We start from the raw sequence: 14,842 nt of genomic DNA, 5'->3' as shown, positions 1-14,842 counted from the left end.
CCCGTCCAAACGGTGGACGAGTGGATTGGGGGGACTGGGGGACTGGGGGACGTGCGAACGGCACCTACCGCGGTAGGGGGTGTCGACCGCTCCCGGGCGTGATGCGCCTCGCGGAACCGCGTTCCTAACCTGCCCGGGCGGGCGGAGACGCCGCCCCGGAGGAGCGCGACATGACCCTGACCGCCAACCGACCCGCCGCCGCTGCGGCGCCGGCGCCCGCCCCCACGCCCGCTTCGGGGCGCGATGCGGCAATCGACCTGGTGCGCGCGGCGTGCCTCGTCGTCGTCTTCGTACTGCACGCCCTGATGGTCGGCGTGAGCATAGGCCCCGGCGGGCCCGTGCTGGAGAACGCGCTCGAGGGGTGGGTGTGGTTCGCGCCCGCCACGTGGGTGGTGCAGGTGATGCCGCTCTTCTTCGTGATCGGCGGCTACGCCGCGTGGACGTCGTGGCAGCGCACCCGCGCTCGCGGCGGCACGGCGACCGAATTCGTGCGCGGCCGGATCGCACGGCTGGTGCGCCCGGCGATCGCGCTCGTCGCGGTGGTGGGTGCGGCCCTCGCCGCCCTCGCGCTCGCGGGCGTCGACCCCGACGTCATCGCGACGGCATCGTTCCGGATCGGGCAGCCCCTCTGGTTCCTGGCGGTCTACCTCGCCTGCACGGCGCTCGTCCCGGCGATGGTGCGGCTGCACGAACGGATGCCCCGCGTCGCGCTCGCCGGCCTCGCGGTCGCGGTCGTCGCCGTCGACGTGCTTCGCGCGTCGACGGGCGTGGAAGCGGTCGGCTACGCGAACCTGCTCGTCGTGTGGCTGCTCATGCAGCAACTCGGCTTCCACCTCGCCGACGGAGCCGTCGACCGGGTCGCGGCGCGGTCGCGGCGGTGGACCGCGGCGTCGGCGCTGGGAATCCTGGCCCTGCTGACCCTCGTCGGGCCGTACTCGCCCGACCTGTTCGCGAACCTGAATCCGCCGACGCTCGTCCTCGTGGTACTCGGGGTCGTGCAGCTCATGCTGTTCTCGCTGGTGCGCGAGTCGTTGCGGCGCTGGGCGGCCCGGCCCGTTCCCTCGCGGCTCGTCGCCCGGTTCGGGGAATGGGGGATGACGCTCTACCTGTGGCATCTGCCGGCGTTCGTGGGTCTCGCCGCGATCCTGCTCGTGCTGCACGGCATGGTCGGGTTCGGCCTGCCCGAGCCGCTGACCGCGGCGTGGTGGCAGACCCGGCCCCTCTGGCTGGTCGCCGCGGCAGTCGTGACGGCCGGCCTCGTGCGCGTGTTCGCGCGATTCGAGCGGGGAAGCGGGGTGCGGCGCCCGTCATGGACGCCTCACCTGCCCGCCGGGGCGGCGGTGGTCGCCGGCATCCTGGGCGTCGGGATGGCGCTCGTCGTCGGGTTCGCGCCGGCGCCGGCGATCGCCGCCCTCACTCTGCTCGGCGTCGCCCTCGTCGGATCTGCGGAGCGGGCGGGTCGGCCCGGGACTGCCATCATGGACGGATGCGCCCTGGCTCCCGTCGGCGGCCGGCCCCGCCGGTCGGCGCCGCCCGTTCGCGTCGAGCGCGGTTCGTGACCGCCGCCGCCGTGGTCGCCGTCGTCGCGCCCGCGCTCGCCGGATGCGTCGTCGGGTTCGGCGGCGATCCTCCCACGGCGACGACGTCGACGGATGCCCCGCCCGATCCCGGCGCGCCGACCACGCTCACCGCCCTGGAGGCGGGAGCCGAGCTGGACTGGGATCTGACGGCCCCGGTCCGGGCCGCCGCGATCGGCGCGGACGACGGCATGACGGTGGTGCCGCTCGATCGGTCGATCGACGTGGCGATCACCCTGCCGACCGGGGTCTGGCACTCGACCGCCGACGAGCTGACGATCGAGGTGGCGGCCGGCCGGCTCACCCGCCTGAACCTGTTCGCGACCGAGTCGGGCGGCGAGGCATCCGAAGCTCGGCTGCTCGCCGATGCGCCCGTGCTCGGTCTCGACGAGGCTCGCATCGAGACCTGGGCGGAGGACGAGCTGCCCGCAGCTCTGGCGCCCGAACGTGCCGGCGGGCAGCGCGACCGCACGGGGTTCAACGGCGCATCCGGCGAGGTGACGACCTCGGTGCAGGTCAGCCTCGAGCCGGGGCCCGGGGGCGACGACGCGATCCGCTTCTGGTACCTGCTCAGCCCGCCCGGCTGAGCTCGTCGCGCTCCGCCTTGCGTCGGCGGATCGCGCCGATGCCGAACATCCACACGACGAGGGTCGGCACGATGCCCAGCAGCACCGCCATCGACGTATCGCGGACGAACACGTGGACCTCTGCGCCGGCCACGAGGGGTGCATCCGGTCGGGTCGGATCGATCCGCACCTCGACGGTTCCGCCGGTGACGTACTGTTCGGGGCATGCGAGCCAGGCGACGCCGGCGTTCTCGCGGTGCGGGATCCCGCCGGTCGTGTAGTCCAGGGTGAGCACGCACGTGTCGATCGCGCGCGAGCCGCCGCCGACGTACTGCGCGACGATGGTCGCGGTGGTGCGTTCGGTGTAGCCGAACGCCATGGCGAGCCCGCCCACCACGGTGAGCAGGGAGATCAGCGCGGTGACCGACATCGCGACGATCCAGGCGGCGACCTGGCCGCCGCCGACCGGCTTCGGCGGGTTGCGGCGTTCGCGGGGCATCCGTCGAGTGTATTCGCGCTGCGCGCCGCGCTACCTCGGCCCATCGACGAGGAACCCGGCGATCGCGAGCGCGAGCACTCGCGGCTCCCAGCGGTGATCGGATGCCTCGATCGCGCGCTGCTCGGCGTGCGGCAGGTTCGCGACCATCGAATCGGCCGCGTCGCGCATGAACGGGAACGCCTCGGATCCGACGAGCGCGAGCACCGGCTGCGCGATGCCGGCCCAGAGCGCGCTGCGCGCGGCGGACTGGGTCCACGCGAGCACTTCGAGGTCGGGCACGAGGCTCGGCCCGATCGTGCGGGCGCGTTCCCACTCGGGGCTCTGCCGCAGGTTCTCGAACCACTCGGGCGGCATACCCGACATGAACTGAGCGATGCCCGCCTCGCTGCCGCCCTCGTCGAGCGCGGTGCGCAGCGCGGCGAGATCCTCGGCGGCGTTCGTGCCGAGTTCGTCGTCGAGCGGCACCTCGAATACGACGATCCGCGAGACCGGCAGTCCCGCGGCGGCGGCCGCGAGCGCGATCGCCCCACCCGACGAGTTGCCGAAGAGCGCGACCGCGTCGTCGGCGCCCTCGGTCAGCTCGCCGATGACGGCGCGCAGGTCGTCGAGGGTCTGCGCGAGCGTGATGGGCGGATCGGCGGGGCTGTCGCCGCGGCCGCGGCGGTCGTATTCGACGACCTCGAAGCCGTGCGAGGCGAGCTGCCGGGCGAGCTCGGCTGTCTGCGAGCCGGGCGCGCGGTACTGCATCGCGCCGCCGATGAGCACCACCGGCGGCCCTGCGCCCTCGCGATCGAATGCGATGCGCGTTCCGTCGGCGCTGGTCGCGAAATTCGTCGTCGCTGCCTCGGTCATCGTCGCCCCCGATCGTGCCCGCTCGCGTTCCAGCGTAGGGCGAACGGATGCCTCGCGGCAGCCCTCGGCGACACGTGACGGGCGCCCGCGGTGATGTCGGTGGGTGGTGGCAGCATGGGCTGCACAACACCAGATGTAGGGGTTCGGCCCACCCGGCGGCCCAGATGTCGTGCACGCGACACGCCGGGGCATCCGTCCACAGCAAATCCGTCCGAGCGGCGGACCCGCTGTGGATAACCCGGGGGCCGAGCGCATGAATCCGCCGATCACCGGGGCATCCGTCTGGGGATGAACGGTGGAGAACTCGGTGGAAAACTACAGGAATGTAACTACAGCATCTTGGGGTCGTTCCATCCGCCGAACACAAGATGTAGTATTGAAGAGCGGCAAACGTCGCAGCACCACCGGGGGATTTCGGCTCCTCCAGGAGCCATGAGAACGACGAGGGGAACCATGACGGTCACGGTCTACACCAAGCCTTCCTGTGTGCAGTGCAACGCCACGTATCGGGCCCTCGACAGCAAGGGCATCGAATACGAGGTCATCGACCTCACGGTCGAAGAGACCGCGCTCGCGCAGGTCAAAGAGCTCGGGTACCAGCAGGCCCCGGTGGTCATCACCGATGAAGATCACTGGTCGGGCTTCCGCCCCGACAAGATCGCCGAGCTGGCCTCGCGCCTGGCGTAGGGCCCGCGGGGGCGACCGACGGGGGTCTCGATACGCGTCGCTCCGCGGCGCTACTCGACCACCGGGTCGTCCGAACCAAGCGGTGATGACAATGACGGATCTCGTCTACTTCTCGAGCGTCTCGGAGAACACGCAGCGGTTCATCGAGAAGCTCGGGCGGCCTGCGCTGCGCATCCCGCTCTACGCGAAGGATGAGCCGCTCGTCGTGCACGAGCCCTACGTGCTGCTCCTGCCGACCTACGGCGGCGGCGACGGGCACGGTGCCGTGCCCAAGCAGGTCATCCGCTTCCTGAACGACCCGAACAACCGGGCGCTCATCCGCGGCGTGATCAGCGCCGGCAACACCAACTTCGGCAGCGCCTACGGCCTGGCCGGCGACATCGTCGCCGCCAAGACGGGCGTGCCCCACCTGTACAGATTCGAACTCTTCGGAACACCAGACGACGTACGCGCCGTCGATGAAGGATTGGACGCATTTTGGTTACGACAAGCGCAACCGACGGCCTCGCGGTGATCGACGCGCCGCGCACGTCGAGTGGCATGGACTACCACTCGCTGAACGCGATGCTGAACCTCTACGACGCCGACGGCAAGATCCAGTTCGAGAAAGACAAAGAGGCGGCGCGCGAGTACTTCCTCCAGCACGTCAACCAGAACACGGTCTTCTTCCACTCGCTGAAGGAGCGCCTCGACTACCTCGTCGAGAAGCAGTACTACGAGCCCGAGGTGCTCGCGCAGTACTCGTTCGAGTTCATCCAGCAGCTCAACGACCTGGCGTACTCGAAGAAGTTCCGCTTCGAGACGTTCCTCGGCGCGTTCAAGTACTACACGAGCTACACGCTGAAGACGTTCGACGGCAAGCGATACCTCGAGCGCTTCGAAGACCGCGTCGTCATGACCGCGCTCGGCCTCGCGCAGGGCGACGAGCAACTGGCGACCGACCTGGTGGAAGAGATCATCGCCGGGCGCTTCCAGCCCGCGACCCCGACGTTCCTCAACACGGGCAAGGCGCAGCGCGGCGAGCTCGTCTCGTGCTTCCTGCTGCGCATCGAAGACAACATGGAGTCGATCGCGCGCGGCATCAACTCCGCCCTGCAGCTCTCCAAGCGCGGCGGCGGCGTGGCGCTGCTGCTCTCGAACATCCGCGAGTCGGGCGCGCCCATCAAGCAGATCGAGAACCAGTCGAGCGGCATCATCCCCGTGATGAAGCTGCTGGAAGACTCGTTCAGCTACGCGAACCAACTCGGTGCGCGTCAGGGCGCCGGCGCGGTGTACCTCTCGGCGCACCACCCCGACATCCTGCGCTTCCTCGACACCAAGCGCGAGAACGCCGACGAGAAGATCCGCATCAAGACCCTCTCGCTCGGCGTGGTCATCCCCGACATCACGTTCGAGCTCGCGAAGAACAACGAGGACATGTACCTCTTCAGCCCGTACGACGTCGAGCGCGTCTACGGCAAGCCGTTCGGCGACGTGCCGATCAGCGAGCACTACCGCGAGATGGTCGACGACCCGCGCATCAAGAAGACGAAGATCAACGCGCGCGAGTTCTTCCAGACCCTCGCCGAGATCCAGTTCGAGTCGGGCTACCCGTACATCGTGTTCGAAGACACGGTGAACAAGGCGAACCCGATCAAGGGCCGCATCAACATGTCGAACCTGTGCAGTGAGATCCTGCAGGTCAACACGCCGACGACCTACAACGAGGATCTGTCGTACGCGCAGATCGGCAAGGACATCAGCTGCAACCTCGGTTCGCTGAACATCGCGCTCACGATGGACTCGCCCGACTTCGGCCGCACCGTCGAGACCGCGATCCGCGGCCTCACCTCGGTGTCGAACCAGAGCCACATCGCGTCGGTGCGTTCGATCGAGGACGGCAACGACAAGTCGCACGCCATCGGTCTCGGCCAGATGAACCTGCACGGCTACCTCGCCCGCGAGCGCATCTTCTACGGCAGCGACGAGGGCGTCGACTTCACGAACATCTACTTCTACACGGTGCTGTTCCACGCGCTGCGCGCGTCGAACAAGATCGCGATCGAGCGCGGCGAGACCTTCGAAGGCTTCGAGGACTCGAAGTACGCGTCGGGCGAGTTCTTCCGCAAGTACACCGACCAGGAGTGGGTGCCGGCGACCGAGCGCGTGGCGCAGCTGTTCGAGGCATCCGGGGTGCACATCCCGACGCAGGAGGACTGGCGCGAGCTCGAGGCATCCGTCAAGGAGCACGGCATCTACAACCAGAACCTGCAGGCCGTGCCGCCCACCGGATCGATCTCGTACATCAACAACTCGACCGCGTCGATCCACCCGATCGCGTCGAAGATCGAGATCCGCAAGGAAGGCAAGCTCGGCCGCGTCTACTACCCGGCGGCGTTCATGACGAACGACAACCTCGAGTACTACCAGGACGCCTACGAGATCGGCTACGAGAAGGTCATCGACACCTACGCAGCGGCGACGCAGCACGTCGACCAGGGCCTCTCGCTCACGCTCTTCTTCAAGGACACGGCGACGACGCGCGACATCAACAAGGCCCAGATCTACGCGTGGAAGAAGGGCATCAAGACCATCTACTACATCCGCCTGCGGCAGATGGCGCTCGAGGGCACGGAACTCGATATGTGCGTCAGCTGCACGCTCTAGTCGCTGGTCGAGTAGCGAAGCGTATCGAGACCTCGGAAGCAAAGGACACAGACGGATGACTCTCACGGATCCCGTGAACTCGGCCACGAACGACCCCGCGCACGCGGGCGGCAAACTGAAGCTGGTCGACCACGTCAATGCGATCAACTGGAACCGCATCCAGGACGATAAAGACCTCGAGGTCTGGAACCGCCTGGTCGGCAACTTCTGGCTGCCCGAGAAGGTGCCGCTGTCGAACGACGTGCAGTCGTGGAACACGCTGACGCCCGAGGAGCAGACGCTCACGATGCGGGTGTTCACGGGCCTCACCCTGCTCGACACCATCCAGGGCACGGTCGGCGCGGTCTCGCTCATCCCCGACTCGCTGACCCCGCACGAAGAGGCCGTCTACACGAACATCGCGTTCATGGAGTCGGTGCACGCGAAGAGCTACTCGTCGATCTTCTCGACGCTGTGCTCGACGAAGGAGATCGACGACGCGTTCCGCTGGAGCGTCGAGAACGAGAACCTGCAGCGCAAGGCCGAGATCGTCATGGAGTACTACCGCGGCGACGAGCCCCTGAAGCGCAAGGTCGCCTCGACGCTGCTCGAGTCGTTCCTGTTCTACTCGGGCTTCTACCTGCCCATGTACTGGTCGTCGCGAGCCAAGCTGACCAACACGGCCGACCTCATCCGCCTCATCATCCGCGACGAGGCCGTGCACGGGTACTACATCGGCTACAAGTTCCAGAAGGGGCTCGAGCTCGTCGACCAGGCCAAGCGCGACGAACTGAAGGACTACACCTTCTCGCTGCTGTACGAGCTCTACGACAACGAGGTGCAGTACACGCAAGACCTCTACGACGGCGTCGGCCTGACCGAGGACGTCAAGAAGTTCCTGCACTACAACGCCAACAAGGCCCTCATGAACCTCGGCTACGAGCCGATGTTCCCGAAGACCGTCACCGACGTGAACCCCGCGATCCTTTCGGCGCTGTCGCCGAACGCCGATGAGAACCACGACTTCTTCTCGGGGTCGGGCTCGTCGTATGTGATCGGCAAGGCGGTCAACACCGAGGATGAGGACTGGGACTTCTAGGCGGCGGCCGCTACGTCACGACGCGGAAACGCAGGTGCGTCGCGTGTGAGAACCCATCGAAGTCGACCCAATCCACGGTTGACCCAGGTTGGGAACGCGGGGGTGAAGGCAACCGAGGCTGGCGCGGGAGGCCCAATTGCCGGGGCCAGTGACCTCATCATGCTGGCGTCCGATACCCGGCGCGCAGGAGCACCTCGTCTGAGCGATCCCCTGGCCCTTTTCGGGTAGAGGGTCGACGCTGTGACAGTGATCGCTGTGGAGGGGGTCCACGCCCGCGACGAGGCGTGAGAGTCGCTGTGGTCATGACCCGACGGCAATAATGATGCGAGCAGGCCAAAGGAGCGTTCAGCTCGTTGCCCGCATCGCAGTCAAGTCACGGGAAGGCAACACGCCAACCGAATGCGTCTGGGGCAGAATCGTCGAGTGACCGCCGATCGTTTCATGCCGATCCACGACCCGGAGTTGCTGGCGCGAGGTGAGCGCGTCCTCGGCCCGGAGTTCCGTGCGATGAGCGAGCGGGTGCTGCAGGTGACCGAGCTGACATCCCGTCTGAACGTGCTCGCTTTCGATGACGAACCCGGCAAATCGGCGCTGTTCGAACAGATCCTTGGCCGTCCGCTGCCATCCCGAGTCACGATCTACCCGCCGTTCTTCACCGACCATGGGCTGCGGATCGACCTCGCTGAGAGGGTATTCATAAACCAGAACTGCACCTTGCTCGACTATGCCGGCATCCGGCTGGGCGCCGGCACCATGGTGGGCCCGAAAGTCACATTCATCACCCTCGGTCATCCTGTCGATCCGGACGAGCGGCGACAGTACCTGACCGGCGCACCGATCGACGTCGGTGAGAACGTCTGGATCGGAGCGGGCGCAACCATCCTCCCCGGTGTCACGATCGGGCGAGATGCGGTGATCGCCGCCGGCGCGGTCGTCGCAGATGATGTTCCGGCCGCTGTGCTCGTCGCCGGGCCGAAAGCGACGGTTATCCGCAGTTGGTAGCCCGCCAGTGCTGGCCTTGTGTATAGCGTCGCTCGACGCTGCCGAAGGCGGGGGCTTTGCCGCTGTGCTGGTTCGGGAATTCGAGCAGTGCCTGCTCCGCGATGTCGGCAGTGCCCTCTGGATTCTGAGTGCCGTTGCCACGCCAAGGACGAGGACTGGGACTTCTCGGCGGCGGCCGCTACGTCACGACGCGGAAACGCAGGTGCGTCGCGGCATCCGTCTCGATCGCCTGAACTCGTTCGAGCCGGACGTGCCGGTCGAGCCACGACGCCTCGAAGAGCGGCGTGCCGCTGCCGAAGAGCACCGGCACGATGTGCAGTGAGATCTCGTCGACGAGTCCGGCTCGCAGGTACTGCCGCGCGATGTCGGCGCCGCCCATGATGCCGACGTCCTGTTCGCCCGCGGTCCGGCGGGCGGCGTCGAGGGCGGTACGGATGTCACCGACGAACGTGTAGACGCCGCCCTCGGGCACCGTGTCGGGGGTGCTGTGGCTCACGACCTGCACCGGGATCCGCGCGGGCCCGGTCGGACCGTCGGCCGCCCACCACTTGATCGAGTTGTCGTAGGTGCGGCGCCCGCAGACGACCGCGCCGAGGCGTGCGCCGGCCTGCTCGAGCAGTTCGCGATCGCGATCACCGCCCGCGAACGCCCAGTCATGGAGTGCCTCCCCGCCGATGCCCATGCCCTCGTCGGGGGTCATGCCGCTCGCTGCGATGAATCCGTCGAGCGACACGCTGATATCGAAGACGACCGTGCTCATGATGTGCCCCTCTCGGATCGGTGCTTCTGCTCATACGTCGAACGGCGCAGGCTCGGATCGACTTCGTCCGCCGCGCTGCGGCGATGTCGTCTCGGACCCATGGCGGACCGCATTGAGTAGGGCATCGCTCGTCACCGCGCGGAGCCCGCCGTCGACTATCCGATCGCGGCGACGCATTCGATCTCGATGCGGGCGCCCAGAGGGAGCCCGGCGACCGCGACGGTCGTGCGCGCCGGGAACGGCTCGGTGAAGACCTCCGCGTACACTGCGTTCATGGCGTGGAAGTCGTCCATGGACGTCAGATAGACGTTGACCTTCACGACATCCGTCAGGTCTCCTCCGGCGGCCTGCAGCACGTGCTCGAGATTGCGGAACACCCGGCGGGTCTGCTCTGCGACACCGCCCTCGACGAGGAGCCCCGTCGCCGGGTCGATCGGGGTCTGCCCGGAGAGGAACAGTTCGTCGCCCCCTCGGGCGGCATGCGAGTACGGGCCGATCGCGGCGGGGGCGGACGGTGCGGAGACGGTCGTTCGGGGCATGGTTCGATCCTCCCACCACCGGCGCATGTCGCGGTCGGGCAGGTTGTCGCCGTGGGCAGACGGCATGCTGCGAACCGTCGACGGGCGTGGCATCCGCGCGTGATCGCCGATGTCACCAGTTCGCCCTACGCGCTCCTGGGGGGCGTGGTGCCGATGTGCGACAGGACATGCTCGACGAGGCTGATCAGCGTCGCCTTGGTCGATTCCCGGTCGCGGGCGTCGCACGCGACGATAGGCACCTCGGGCCGAAGCGAAAGCGCCTCGCGAATCTGCTCGGCCGTGTAGTTCTGGTCGGCTCCGAACACGTTGTGGGCGACGATGAACGGGGTATTGCGAGACTCGAAGTAGTCGATCGCGGCGAACGAGTCGGCCAGGCGGCGCGTGTCGATCAGCACCACGGCGCCGATCGCACCCTGGGTCAGGTCGTCCCACATGAACCAGAAGCGGTCCTGACCGGGAGTGCCGAACAGGTAGAGGATCAGGTCCGAGTCCAGCGAGATTCGACCGAAGTCCATCGCGACCGTGGTCGTGGTCTTGTCGGGCACCGCGGAGAGGTCGTCGACGCCGAGGCTCGCCGACGTCATCACCGCTTCGGTGGTGAGCGGGTCGATCTCGGAAACCGAGCCGACGAGGGTCGTCTTGCCCACGCCGAATCCTCCGGCGATGACGATCTTCGCCGAAATGGTCGCCTGGCTGGTGTCGGTGCTCACGAGCTCTGCTTTCTCCTCACAGTTTGCGCAGCCCGCTGAGCACGCGCTCCAGGAGCGTCGCGTCAGGGGCGGAATCGGATTCTGTCTGCACGTGCACGCTCACGACGCCACGATCGACGAGGTCGCCGATGAGGATCCGAGCCACCCCGAGCGGGATTCGCACGAGCGCCGCGACCTCGGCGACCGAACGGCTCTGGCGGCACAGATCGACGATCGATCGCTCCTCGGGCGAGAGACCTGAGTCATCGAGCACCGGGAGGTGCGTGCGGACGAGCGCTTCCAGCGGGTAGTCACGCGTGGGCGCGGTGCGCCCGCGGGTCAGGGCGTAGGGTCTGACCAGTTGCGAAGGACCGGGGTCGGGGGCACTCACGATCGTTCCTCAGACAACGGTGCGGTCAGGCACCGGACCGGGCCGCGGTCCGGATCTCGGGCGTCAGCGCGGTCGCGACGCGGGCGATCAGAAGCTGCATCTGGTAGCCCACCTGGCCCAGATCGCACTGCGGCGCGGCCAACGCCGCAAGGCTCGACCCCTCGCCGACTGACATCACCACGAGGTATCCGCCGTCCATCTCGACGACCATCTGATGGACCTGGCCCGCCCCGAGCGCGCGCGCGGCACCCTGCGTGAGGCTGGTCAGCCCCGAGGTGATCGCGGCGAGCTGGTCGGCCCGGTCGGGGGGAAAGCCGGCGGAACGCGCCATCGGGAGTCCGTCGGCCGACACCAGGATGGCGTGGGCGACGTCGGGTGTGCGCTGAGTCAGGCTGTCGACCAGCCAATCGAGGTTCGCCGGAGCGGTCGTCACTCGTCTTCCCATCTCTCGAATCGGAACGAATCGGTCGCCGCGTCGCCCCGCGCACGGCTCACCCCGCGTTGGAAGCTCGACAGAGCGCCGCTCCGGCGCTCGTCGACCGTGGTGGTCCGGGGCTGCGGACTCGGCTGCCGTGCCGCCGGGGCTGCGCCCGGCACGAGGTTCTGACCGGGCACGCGCTTGGGAAGCCCGCCGGCGGTCACGAGTTCGGGCTCGCGTGGGCGCTGAGCGACCTCGGCCGCGCGCTTCCAGCCGTCGTCGCCCGGGGAGGACCAGCTCGGCGAAGGCTCGGACACGGCGGTGGTCGGGTCGTCCTGGCTGCTCGCCTCTCGGCCGGAAGTGACCAGCGGCATCCGACGGTTGAACCACTCGGACTGGAGTGCGGCGAAGATCGGCGTCTCCTCGAACTCCTCGAACATGGAACCAGGCTGTGGGGGCGCGATCTCCGCGGGAGCCGCATCGGCTGCCGCGAGCGCGGGGGCAGCGGCTTGCGCGGCAGCCGCGGCATCCGTGGTCGGCGACGAGACGACCGGAATCGGCTTGGTTCCGTGCACCGCCAGAGCGGTGAGCGGAACCTCGACGCGAGCGACGACTCCGTTCGGCACGCCCGTTCGAAGTGAGACCGACATGCGGTGGCGATCCGCCAGGCGGGCGGTCACGACCAGGCCCATCATGCGGGCGACATCCGCGTCGAGCCCGCCGGTGGTCTGCAGCTTGGTGTTGGCCGCAACCAGCTCGTCGGGCGTCATCCCGATGCCGAGATCCTGGATCTCGATGACCAGCGGCGCGTCCACCGTGCGCGGCAGCGTGCGGACCGCGACCGGAGAGTCGGGCGGCGAGAAGTTCGCCGCGTTCTCGATCAGCTCGGCGAGCAGGTGGACCAGGTCGCCGGCGACGGCGCCGCGCAGCTCGGCCAACTCGGACGAGTCGACCTCGACGCGGGCGAACTGCTCGATCTCGGACGAAGCGGCACGCAGGACATCGAGCACCCGCACGTTGCCGCGTGCCGACTGACCGGTGTCACCGCCGGCCAGGACCAGCAGGCTCTCGTCGTTGCGCCGCATGCGGGTGGCCAGATTGTCGAGCTGGAACAGGTTCGCGAGCTGGTCCGGATCCTGTTCGCTCGCCTCGAGCTCGTCGATCAGTCGCAACTGACGCTCCACCAGGTTCTGGCTGCGGCGTGAGAGGTTGACGAACATCCGGTTGACGTTCGCGCGCATCTGCGCCTGCTCACCGGCCAGTCGCACTGCCTCGGCGTGGATCTCGTCGAAGGCTTCGGCCACCTCGCCGATCTCGTCGTGCCGACCGACGGGGATCGGCTCGACCGAGGTGTCGACCGCGCCGTCGCCGCTTTCGATCCGCCGGACGCGCTCGGGCAGGGTCTCGTGGGCGATCTTCAGCGCAGCCTGACGGAGAGCGACCAGTGGCGTCAGGATCGACCGGGACGCGAGCACGGTGAGCGCGAACGCGACGAGCAGCACCAGCAGGACGACCCCCGCGGTCAGGAGTGCGGTCAGCTGGGCCGACTGCCGGAGGTCGCTGACGTCGGCCGCGAGGTCGTCGGCGGCCTGGACGATCACCGCCTCCATCTCACCGACGAAGTCGGAGTACAGCTTCAGCCACTCTTCGACGGTCACATCGACACCCGCAACCCCGCCGGCCAGGAGCATCTGATCCATCACGTGCAGCGGAGTCGTCTGGGTTCCGCGGCCACGGTCGGTGAGGGCCGCGAACTGCTCGGCCGCCACCGGAGAGCTCCCCGCGATGAATTCCTGGCTCGCGCGATCCCACACCCCCTGGTCGCCGGCCAGTTGGATCAGCCCTTGCGCGTCGAGCTGACCGGTCGTGAGTGCCTCGGCGACCACCACGCGCAGCGATCCCAGGACCTCGGAGGCCGTGCGGACCTCGGCGAGCGCGTCGGCCTGCCGATAGATCGACGGATCCTCGAGTGCCGGAAGCCGTGCGCCGAGGCCGAGCAACGTGTTGATCATCTCGGTGTACGTCCCGGCCGCACCGTCCCGGGTCCTCGGCTCGCCGATGTCGGTCCGGACGGCGTCGAGGTGAGACAGCAGGCCGCCGACCCAATCCAGGTCATCGTGGAGTGTTTGATCCTGGGAGTCGTCGACCGCTGCGGCGCTGTCGCGCCAACTCTCGATCGCTCGATCAGTGGCGACCCTGATGCCCTCGCGAGCAGAACCCGAGATCCCGGTGTTCGCGGAATCGCGCTCCACGGTCAGACGGATCGCGAGGCGGAAGCTGTCGGGAAGGATGTTCGCGAGACTCTCGGCGCGCGATGCTGCTTGGCTCTCGGCGACGGCGGCCTCCACACGAAGTGCACCCAGCGCGAGGGCAGCGACCATGGGGATGAGCAGCACGCCGATCAGGCGCGGTCGGATTCCCCTCCACCAGGTGCGTTGAGCGGTGGGTCCGCTCGACGGCTCGGCCATATGTCCCTCCCGGCGATGACCCGTGACCGTGGAGCGATCGGCACCTCGGGAGCGATGCAGCGGTCTCGCCTGTTTGCCGTCAGTCGAACATCGGGGGAGATGCCTTCGGCAAGGCCGCGTTGCGACTCTGGTCCTGACGGTTGAATGGGATGATAGCTCACTTCGGCCGACGGCCCATTCCGTGTTGCGGCGTCAGTGCGCGCCCCAACGGAAGAAGATGCACGCCAGGTTGCTCGTCCACAGGCTGGTGGCTGTCGCTTCTCCGGGCTTCCTCCTCGCTTCGGTCGCCTCGGTGCGGCTAGGGTGCAGGGCATGGTCGCCACGGCATCGAAGAATCCGAGCGCACAGGTTTCAGGATGGGTCGGAGCCGCGATCGCACTCGGGATCGCGGCGGTCGCGCTCGTGTGGATCTGGGGCATGGCGTTGCCGGTCACACCCCCCGGCACGGTGTGCGCGGCGATCTACCCTCCTACGGCAGGATGCGCGGGCGACGCGCGCCTCGCGCCGGCGGCCGTGTGGACGGTGCTGCTCGCCGGGGCCGTCGCGGCCGCGTTCTTCCTGAGCCGGCGGGGTTGGTGGGGCGTGCTGGTCGGCGCCGTCATCGCGGGCGGGGTCGGTGTCGCCGGGTACTTCGCCACCTGGAGCATGAACGTCTTCCTGGTCGTGTAGG

16 protein-coding genes are annotated in these 14,842 nt (G+C 68.2%); 8 read left to right on the top strand and 8 right to left on the bottom strand.

All coding sequences use genetic code 11. The features are described from left to right. The first annotated feature begins 170 nt into the window (after window positions 1–170). Entirely contained in the window at window positions 171–1,559 is a 1,389-nt protein-coding gene (locus FLP10_RS05460; protein ID WP_149159955.1) for an acyltransferase family protein, read from the top strand. Next, on the top strand, window positions 1,556–2,164 hold the full coding sequence (locus FLP10_RS05455) for a hypothetical protein (protein ID WP_149159954.1): 609 nt from the start codon (window positions 1,556–1,558) through the stop codon (window positions 2,162–2,164). The genes FLP10_RS05460 and FLP10_RS05455 overlap by 4 nt, the downstream gene beginning before the upstream one ends. Here FLP10_RS05455 and FLP10_RS05450 read toward each other — a convergent pair. Continuing rightward, complete coding sequence (locus FLP10_RS05450; RefSeq protein ID WP_149159953.1) at window positions 2,148–2,642, bottom strand: hypothetical protein; 495 nt, start codon at window positions 2,640–2,642, stop codon at window positions 2,148–2,150. The two genes, FLP10_RS05455 and FLP10_RS05450, sit on opposite strands and share 17 nt — an antisense overlap. Window positions 2,643–2,672: 30 nt before the next feature. After that, the gene (locus FLP10_RS05445) at window positions 2,673–3,494 is read right to left on the bottom strand and encodes an alpha/beta fold hydrolase (RefSeq protein WP_168209111.1); all 822 of its coding nucleotides are present in this window, start codon (window positions 3,492–3,494) and stop codon (window positions 2,673–2,675) included. Window positions 3,495–3,947: 453 nt separating this feature from the next. Between FLP10_RS05445 and nrdH the strand changes: the two genes are divergently transcribed. The 5 genes from nrdH to FLP10_RS05420 all read left to right on the top strand — a co-directional run bounded on the left by nrdH (window position 3,948) and on the right by FLP10_RS05420 (window position 8,907). Next, entirely contained in the window at window positions 3,948–4,181 is a 234-nt protein-coding gene (gene nrdH, locus FLP10_RS05440) for a glutaredoxin-like protein NrdH (protein ID WP_149159951.1), read from the top strand. A 91-nt stretch (window positions 4,182–4,272) separates the two neighbouring features. Further along, the gene (gene nrdI, locus FLP10_RS05435) at window positions 4,273–4,695 is read left to right on the top strand and encodes a class Ib ribonucleoside-diphosphate reductase assembly flavoprotein NrdI (RefSeq protein ID WP_149162098.1); all 423 of its coding nucleotides are present in this window, start codon (window positions 4,273–4,275) and stop codon (window positions 4,693–4,695) included. 26 nt (window positions 4,696–4,721) lie between these two features. Next, entirely contained in the window at window positions 4,722–6,827 is a 2,106-nt protein-coding gene (gene nrdE, locus FLP10_RS05430) for a class 1b ribonucleoside-diphosphate reductase subunit alpha (protein WP_149162097.1), read from the top strand. 55 nt (window positions 6,828–6,882) lie between these two features. Continuing rightward, window positions 6,883–7,905 carry a class 1b ribonucleoside-diphosphate reductase subunit beta gene (gene nrdF / locus FLP10_RS05425; RefSeq protein ID WP_149159950.1) on the top strand — a complete coding sequence of 341 codons (1,023 nt, stop codon included), beginning with the start codon at window positions 6,883–6,885 and terminating at the stop codon, window positions 7,903–7,905. Window positions 7,906–8,328: 423 nt separating this feature from the next. Further along, the gene (locus FLP10_RS05420) at window positions 8,329–8,907 is read left to right on the top strand and encodes a DapH/DapD/GlmU-related protein (RefSeq protein WP_246150209.1); all 579 of its coding nucleotides are present in this window, start codon (window positions 8,329–8,331) and stop codon (window positions 8,905–8,907) included. 178 nt (window positions 8,908–9,085) lie between these two features. Here the strand turns inward: FLP10_RS05420 and FLP10_RS05415 are convergent, their stop codons facing one another. The 6 genes from FLP10_RS05415 to FLP10_RS05390 all read right to left on the bottom strand — a co-directional run bounded on the left by FLP10_RS05415 (window position 9,086) and on the right by FLP10_RS05390 (window position 14,100). Continuing rightward, a complete protein-coding gene (locus FLP10_RS05415; protein WP_149159949.1) occupies window positions 9,086–9,667 on the bottom strand; it encodes a dihydrofolate reductase family protein in 582 nt (193 codons plus the stop codon). Between the two features lie 155 nt (window positions 9,668–9,822). Continuing rightward, the gene (locus FLP10_RS05410) at window positions 9,823–10,206 is read right to left on the bottom strand and encodes a RidA family protein (RefSeq protein ID WP_149159948.1); all 384 of its coding nucleotides are present in this window, start codon (window positions 10,204–10,206) and stop codon (window positions 9,823–9,825) included. A 125-nt stretch (window positions 10,207–10,331) separates the two neighbouring features. Continuing rightward, on the bottom strand, window positions 10,332–10,916 hold the full coding sequence (locus tag FLP10_RS05405) for a GTP-binding protein (protein ID WP_149159947.1): 585 nt from the start codon (window positions 10,914–10,916) through the stop codon (window positions 10,332–10,334). Between the two features lie 16 nt (window positions 10,917–10,932). Then, the gene (locus tag FLP10_RS05400) at window positions 10,933–11,286 is read right to left on the bottom strand and encodes a DUF742 domain-containing protein (RefSeq protein WP_212392677.1); all 354 of its coding nucleotides are present in this window, start codon (window positions 11,284–11,286) and stop codon (window positions 10,933–10,935) included. 25 nt (window positions 11,287–11,311) lie between these two features. Next, window positions 11,312–11,719, bottom strand: coding sequence for a roadblock/LC7 domain-containing protein (locus tag FLP10_RS05395; RefSeq protein ID WP_210418481.1), 408 nt, complete (start codon window positions 11,717–11,719; stop codon window positions 11,312–11,314). Then, a complete protein-coding gene (locus tag FLP10_RS05390) occupies window positions 11,716–14,100 on the bottom strand; it encodes a sensor histidine kinase (RefSeq protein WP_168209110.1) in 2,385 nt (794 codons plus the stop codon). The genes FLP10_RS05395 and FLP10_RS05390 overlap by 4 nt, the downstream gene beginning before the upstream one ends. 384 nt (window positions 14,101–14,484) lie before the next feature. Here FLP10_RS05390 and FLP10_RS05385 point away from each other — a divergent pair, with 384 nt between their 5' ends. Next, window positions 14,485–14,841, top strand: coding sequence for a hypothetical protein (locus FLP10_RS05385; protein WP_149159943.1), 357 nt, complete (start codon window positions 14,485–14,487; stop codon window positions 14,839–14,841). Window position 14,842: the final 1 nt, after the last annotated feature.

The organism is Agromyces intestinalis (assembly GCF_008365295.1).
Lineage (GTDB): Bacteria > Actinomycetota > Actinomycetes > Actinomycetales > Microbacteriaceae > Agromyces > Agromyces intestinalis.
The sequence above is the reverse complement of the archived record's forward strand: the minus strand, read 5'-3'. Positions and strand labels throughout refer to the sequence as shown.

What these genes read in the sequence shown, in the direction of transcription:
- FLP10_RS05410 (WP_149159948.1), bottom strand. Translation starts at nt 10,206, where the DNA reads ATGCCCCGAACGACCGTCTCCGCACCGTCCGCCCCCGCCGCGATCGGC.
- nrdH (WP_149159951.1), top strand. Translation starts at nt 3,948, where the DNA reads ATGACGGTCACGGTCTACACCAAGCCTTCCTGTGTGCAGTGCAACGCC.
- FLP10_RS05460 (WP_149159955.1), top strand. Translation starts at nt 171, where the DNA reads ATGACCCTGACCGCCAACCGACCCGCCGCCGCTGCGGCGCCGGCGCCC.
- nrdE (WP_149162097.1), top strand. Translation starts at nt 4,722, where the DNA reads ATGGACTACCACTCGCTGAACGCGATGCTGAACCTCTACGACGCCGAC.
- nrdI (WP_149162098.1), top strand. Translation starts at nt 4,273, where the DNA reads ATGACGGATCTCGTCTACTTCTCGAGCGTCTCGGAGAACACGCAGCGG.
- FLP10_RS05450 (WP_149159953.1), bottom strand. Translation starts at nt 2,642, where the DNA reads ATGCCCCGCGAACGCCGCAACCCGCCGAAGCCGGTCGGCGGCGGCCAG.
- FLP10_RS05415 (WP_149159949.1), bottom strand. Translation starts at nt 9,667, where the DNA reads ATGAGCACGGTCGTCTTCGATATCAGCGTGTCGCTCGACGGATTCATC.
- FLP10_RS05445 (WP_168209111.1), bottom strand. Translation starts at nt 3,494, where the DNA reads ATGACCGAGGCAGCGACGACGAATTTCGCGACCAGCGCCGACGGAACG.
- nrdF (WP_149159950.1), top strand. Translation starts at nt 6,883, where the DNA reads ATGACTCTCACGGATCCCGTGAACTCGGCCACGAACGACCCCGCGCAC.
- FLP10_RS05385 (WP_149159943.1), top strand. Translation starts at nt 14,485, where the DNA reads ATGGTCGCCACGGCATCGAAGAATCCGAGCGCACAGGTTTCAGGATGG.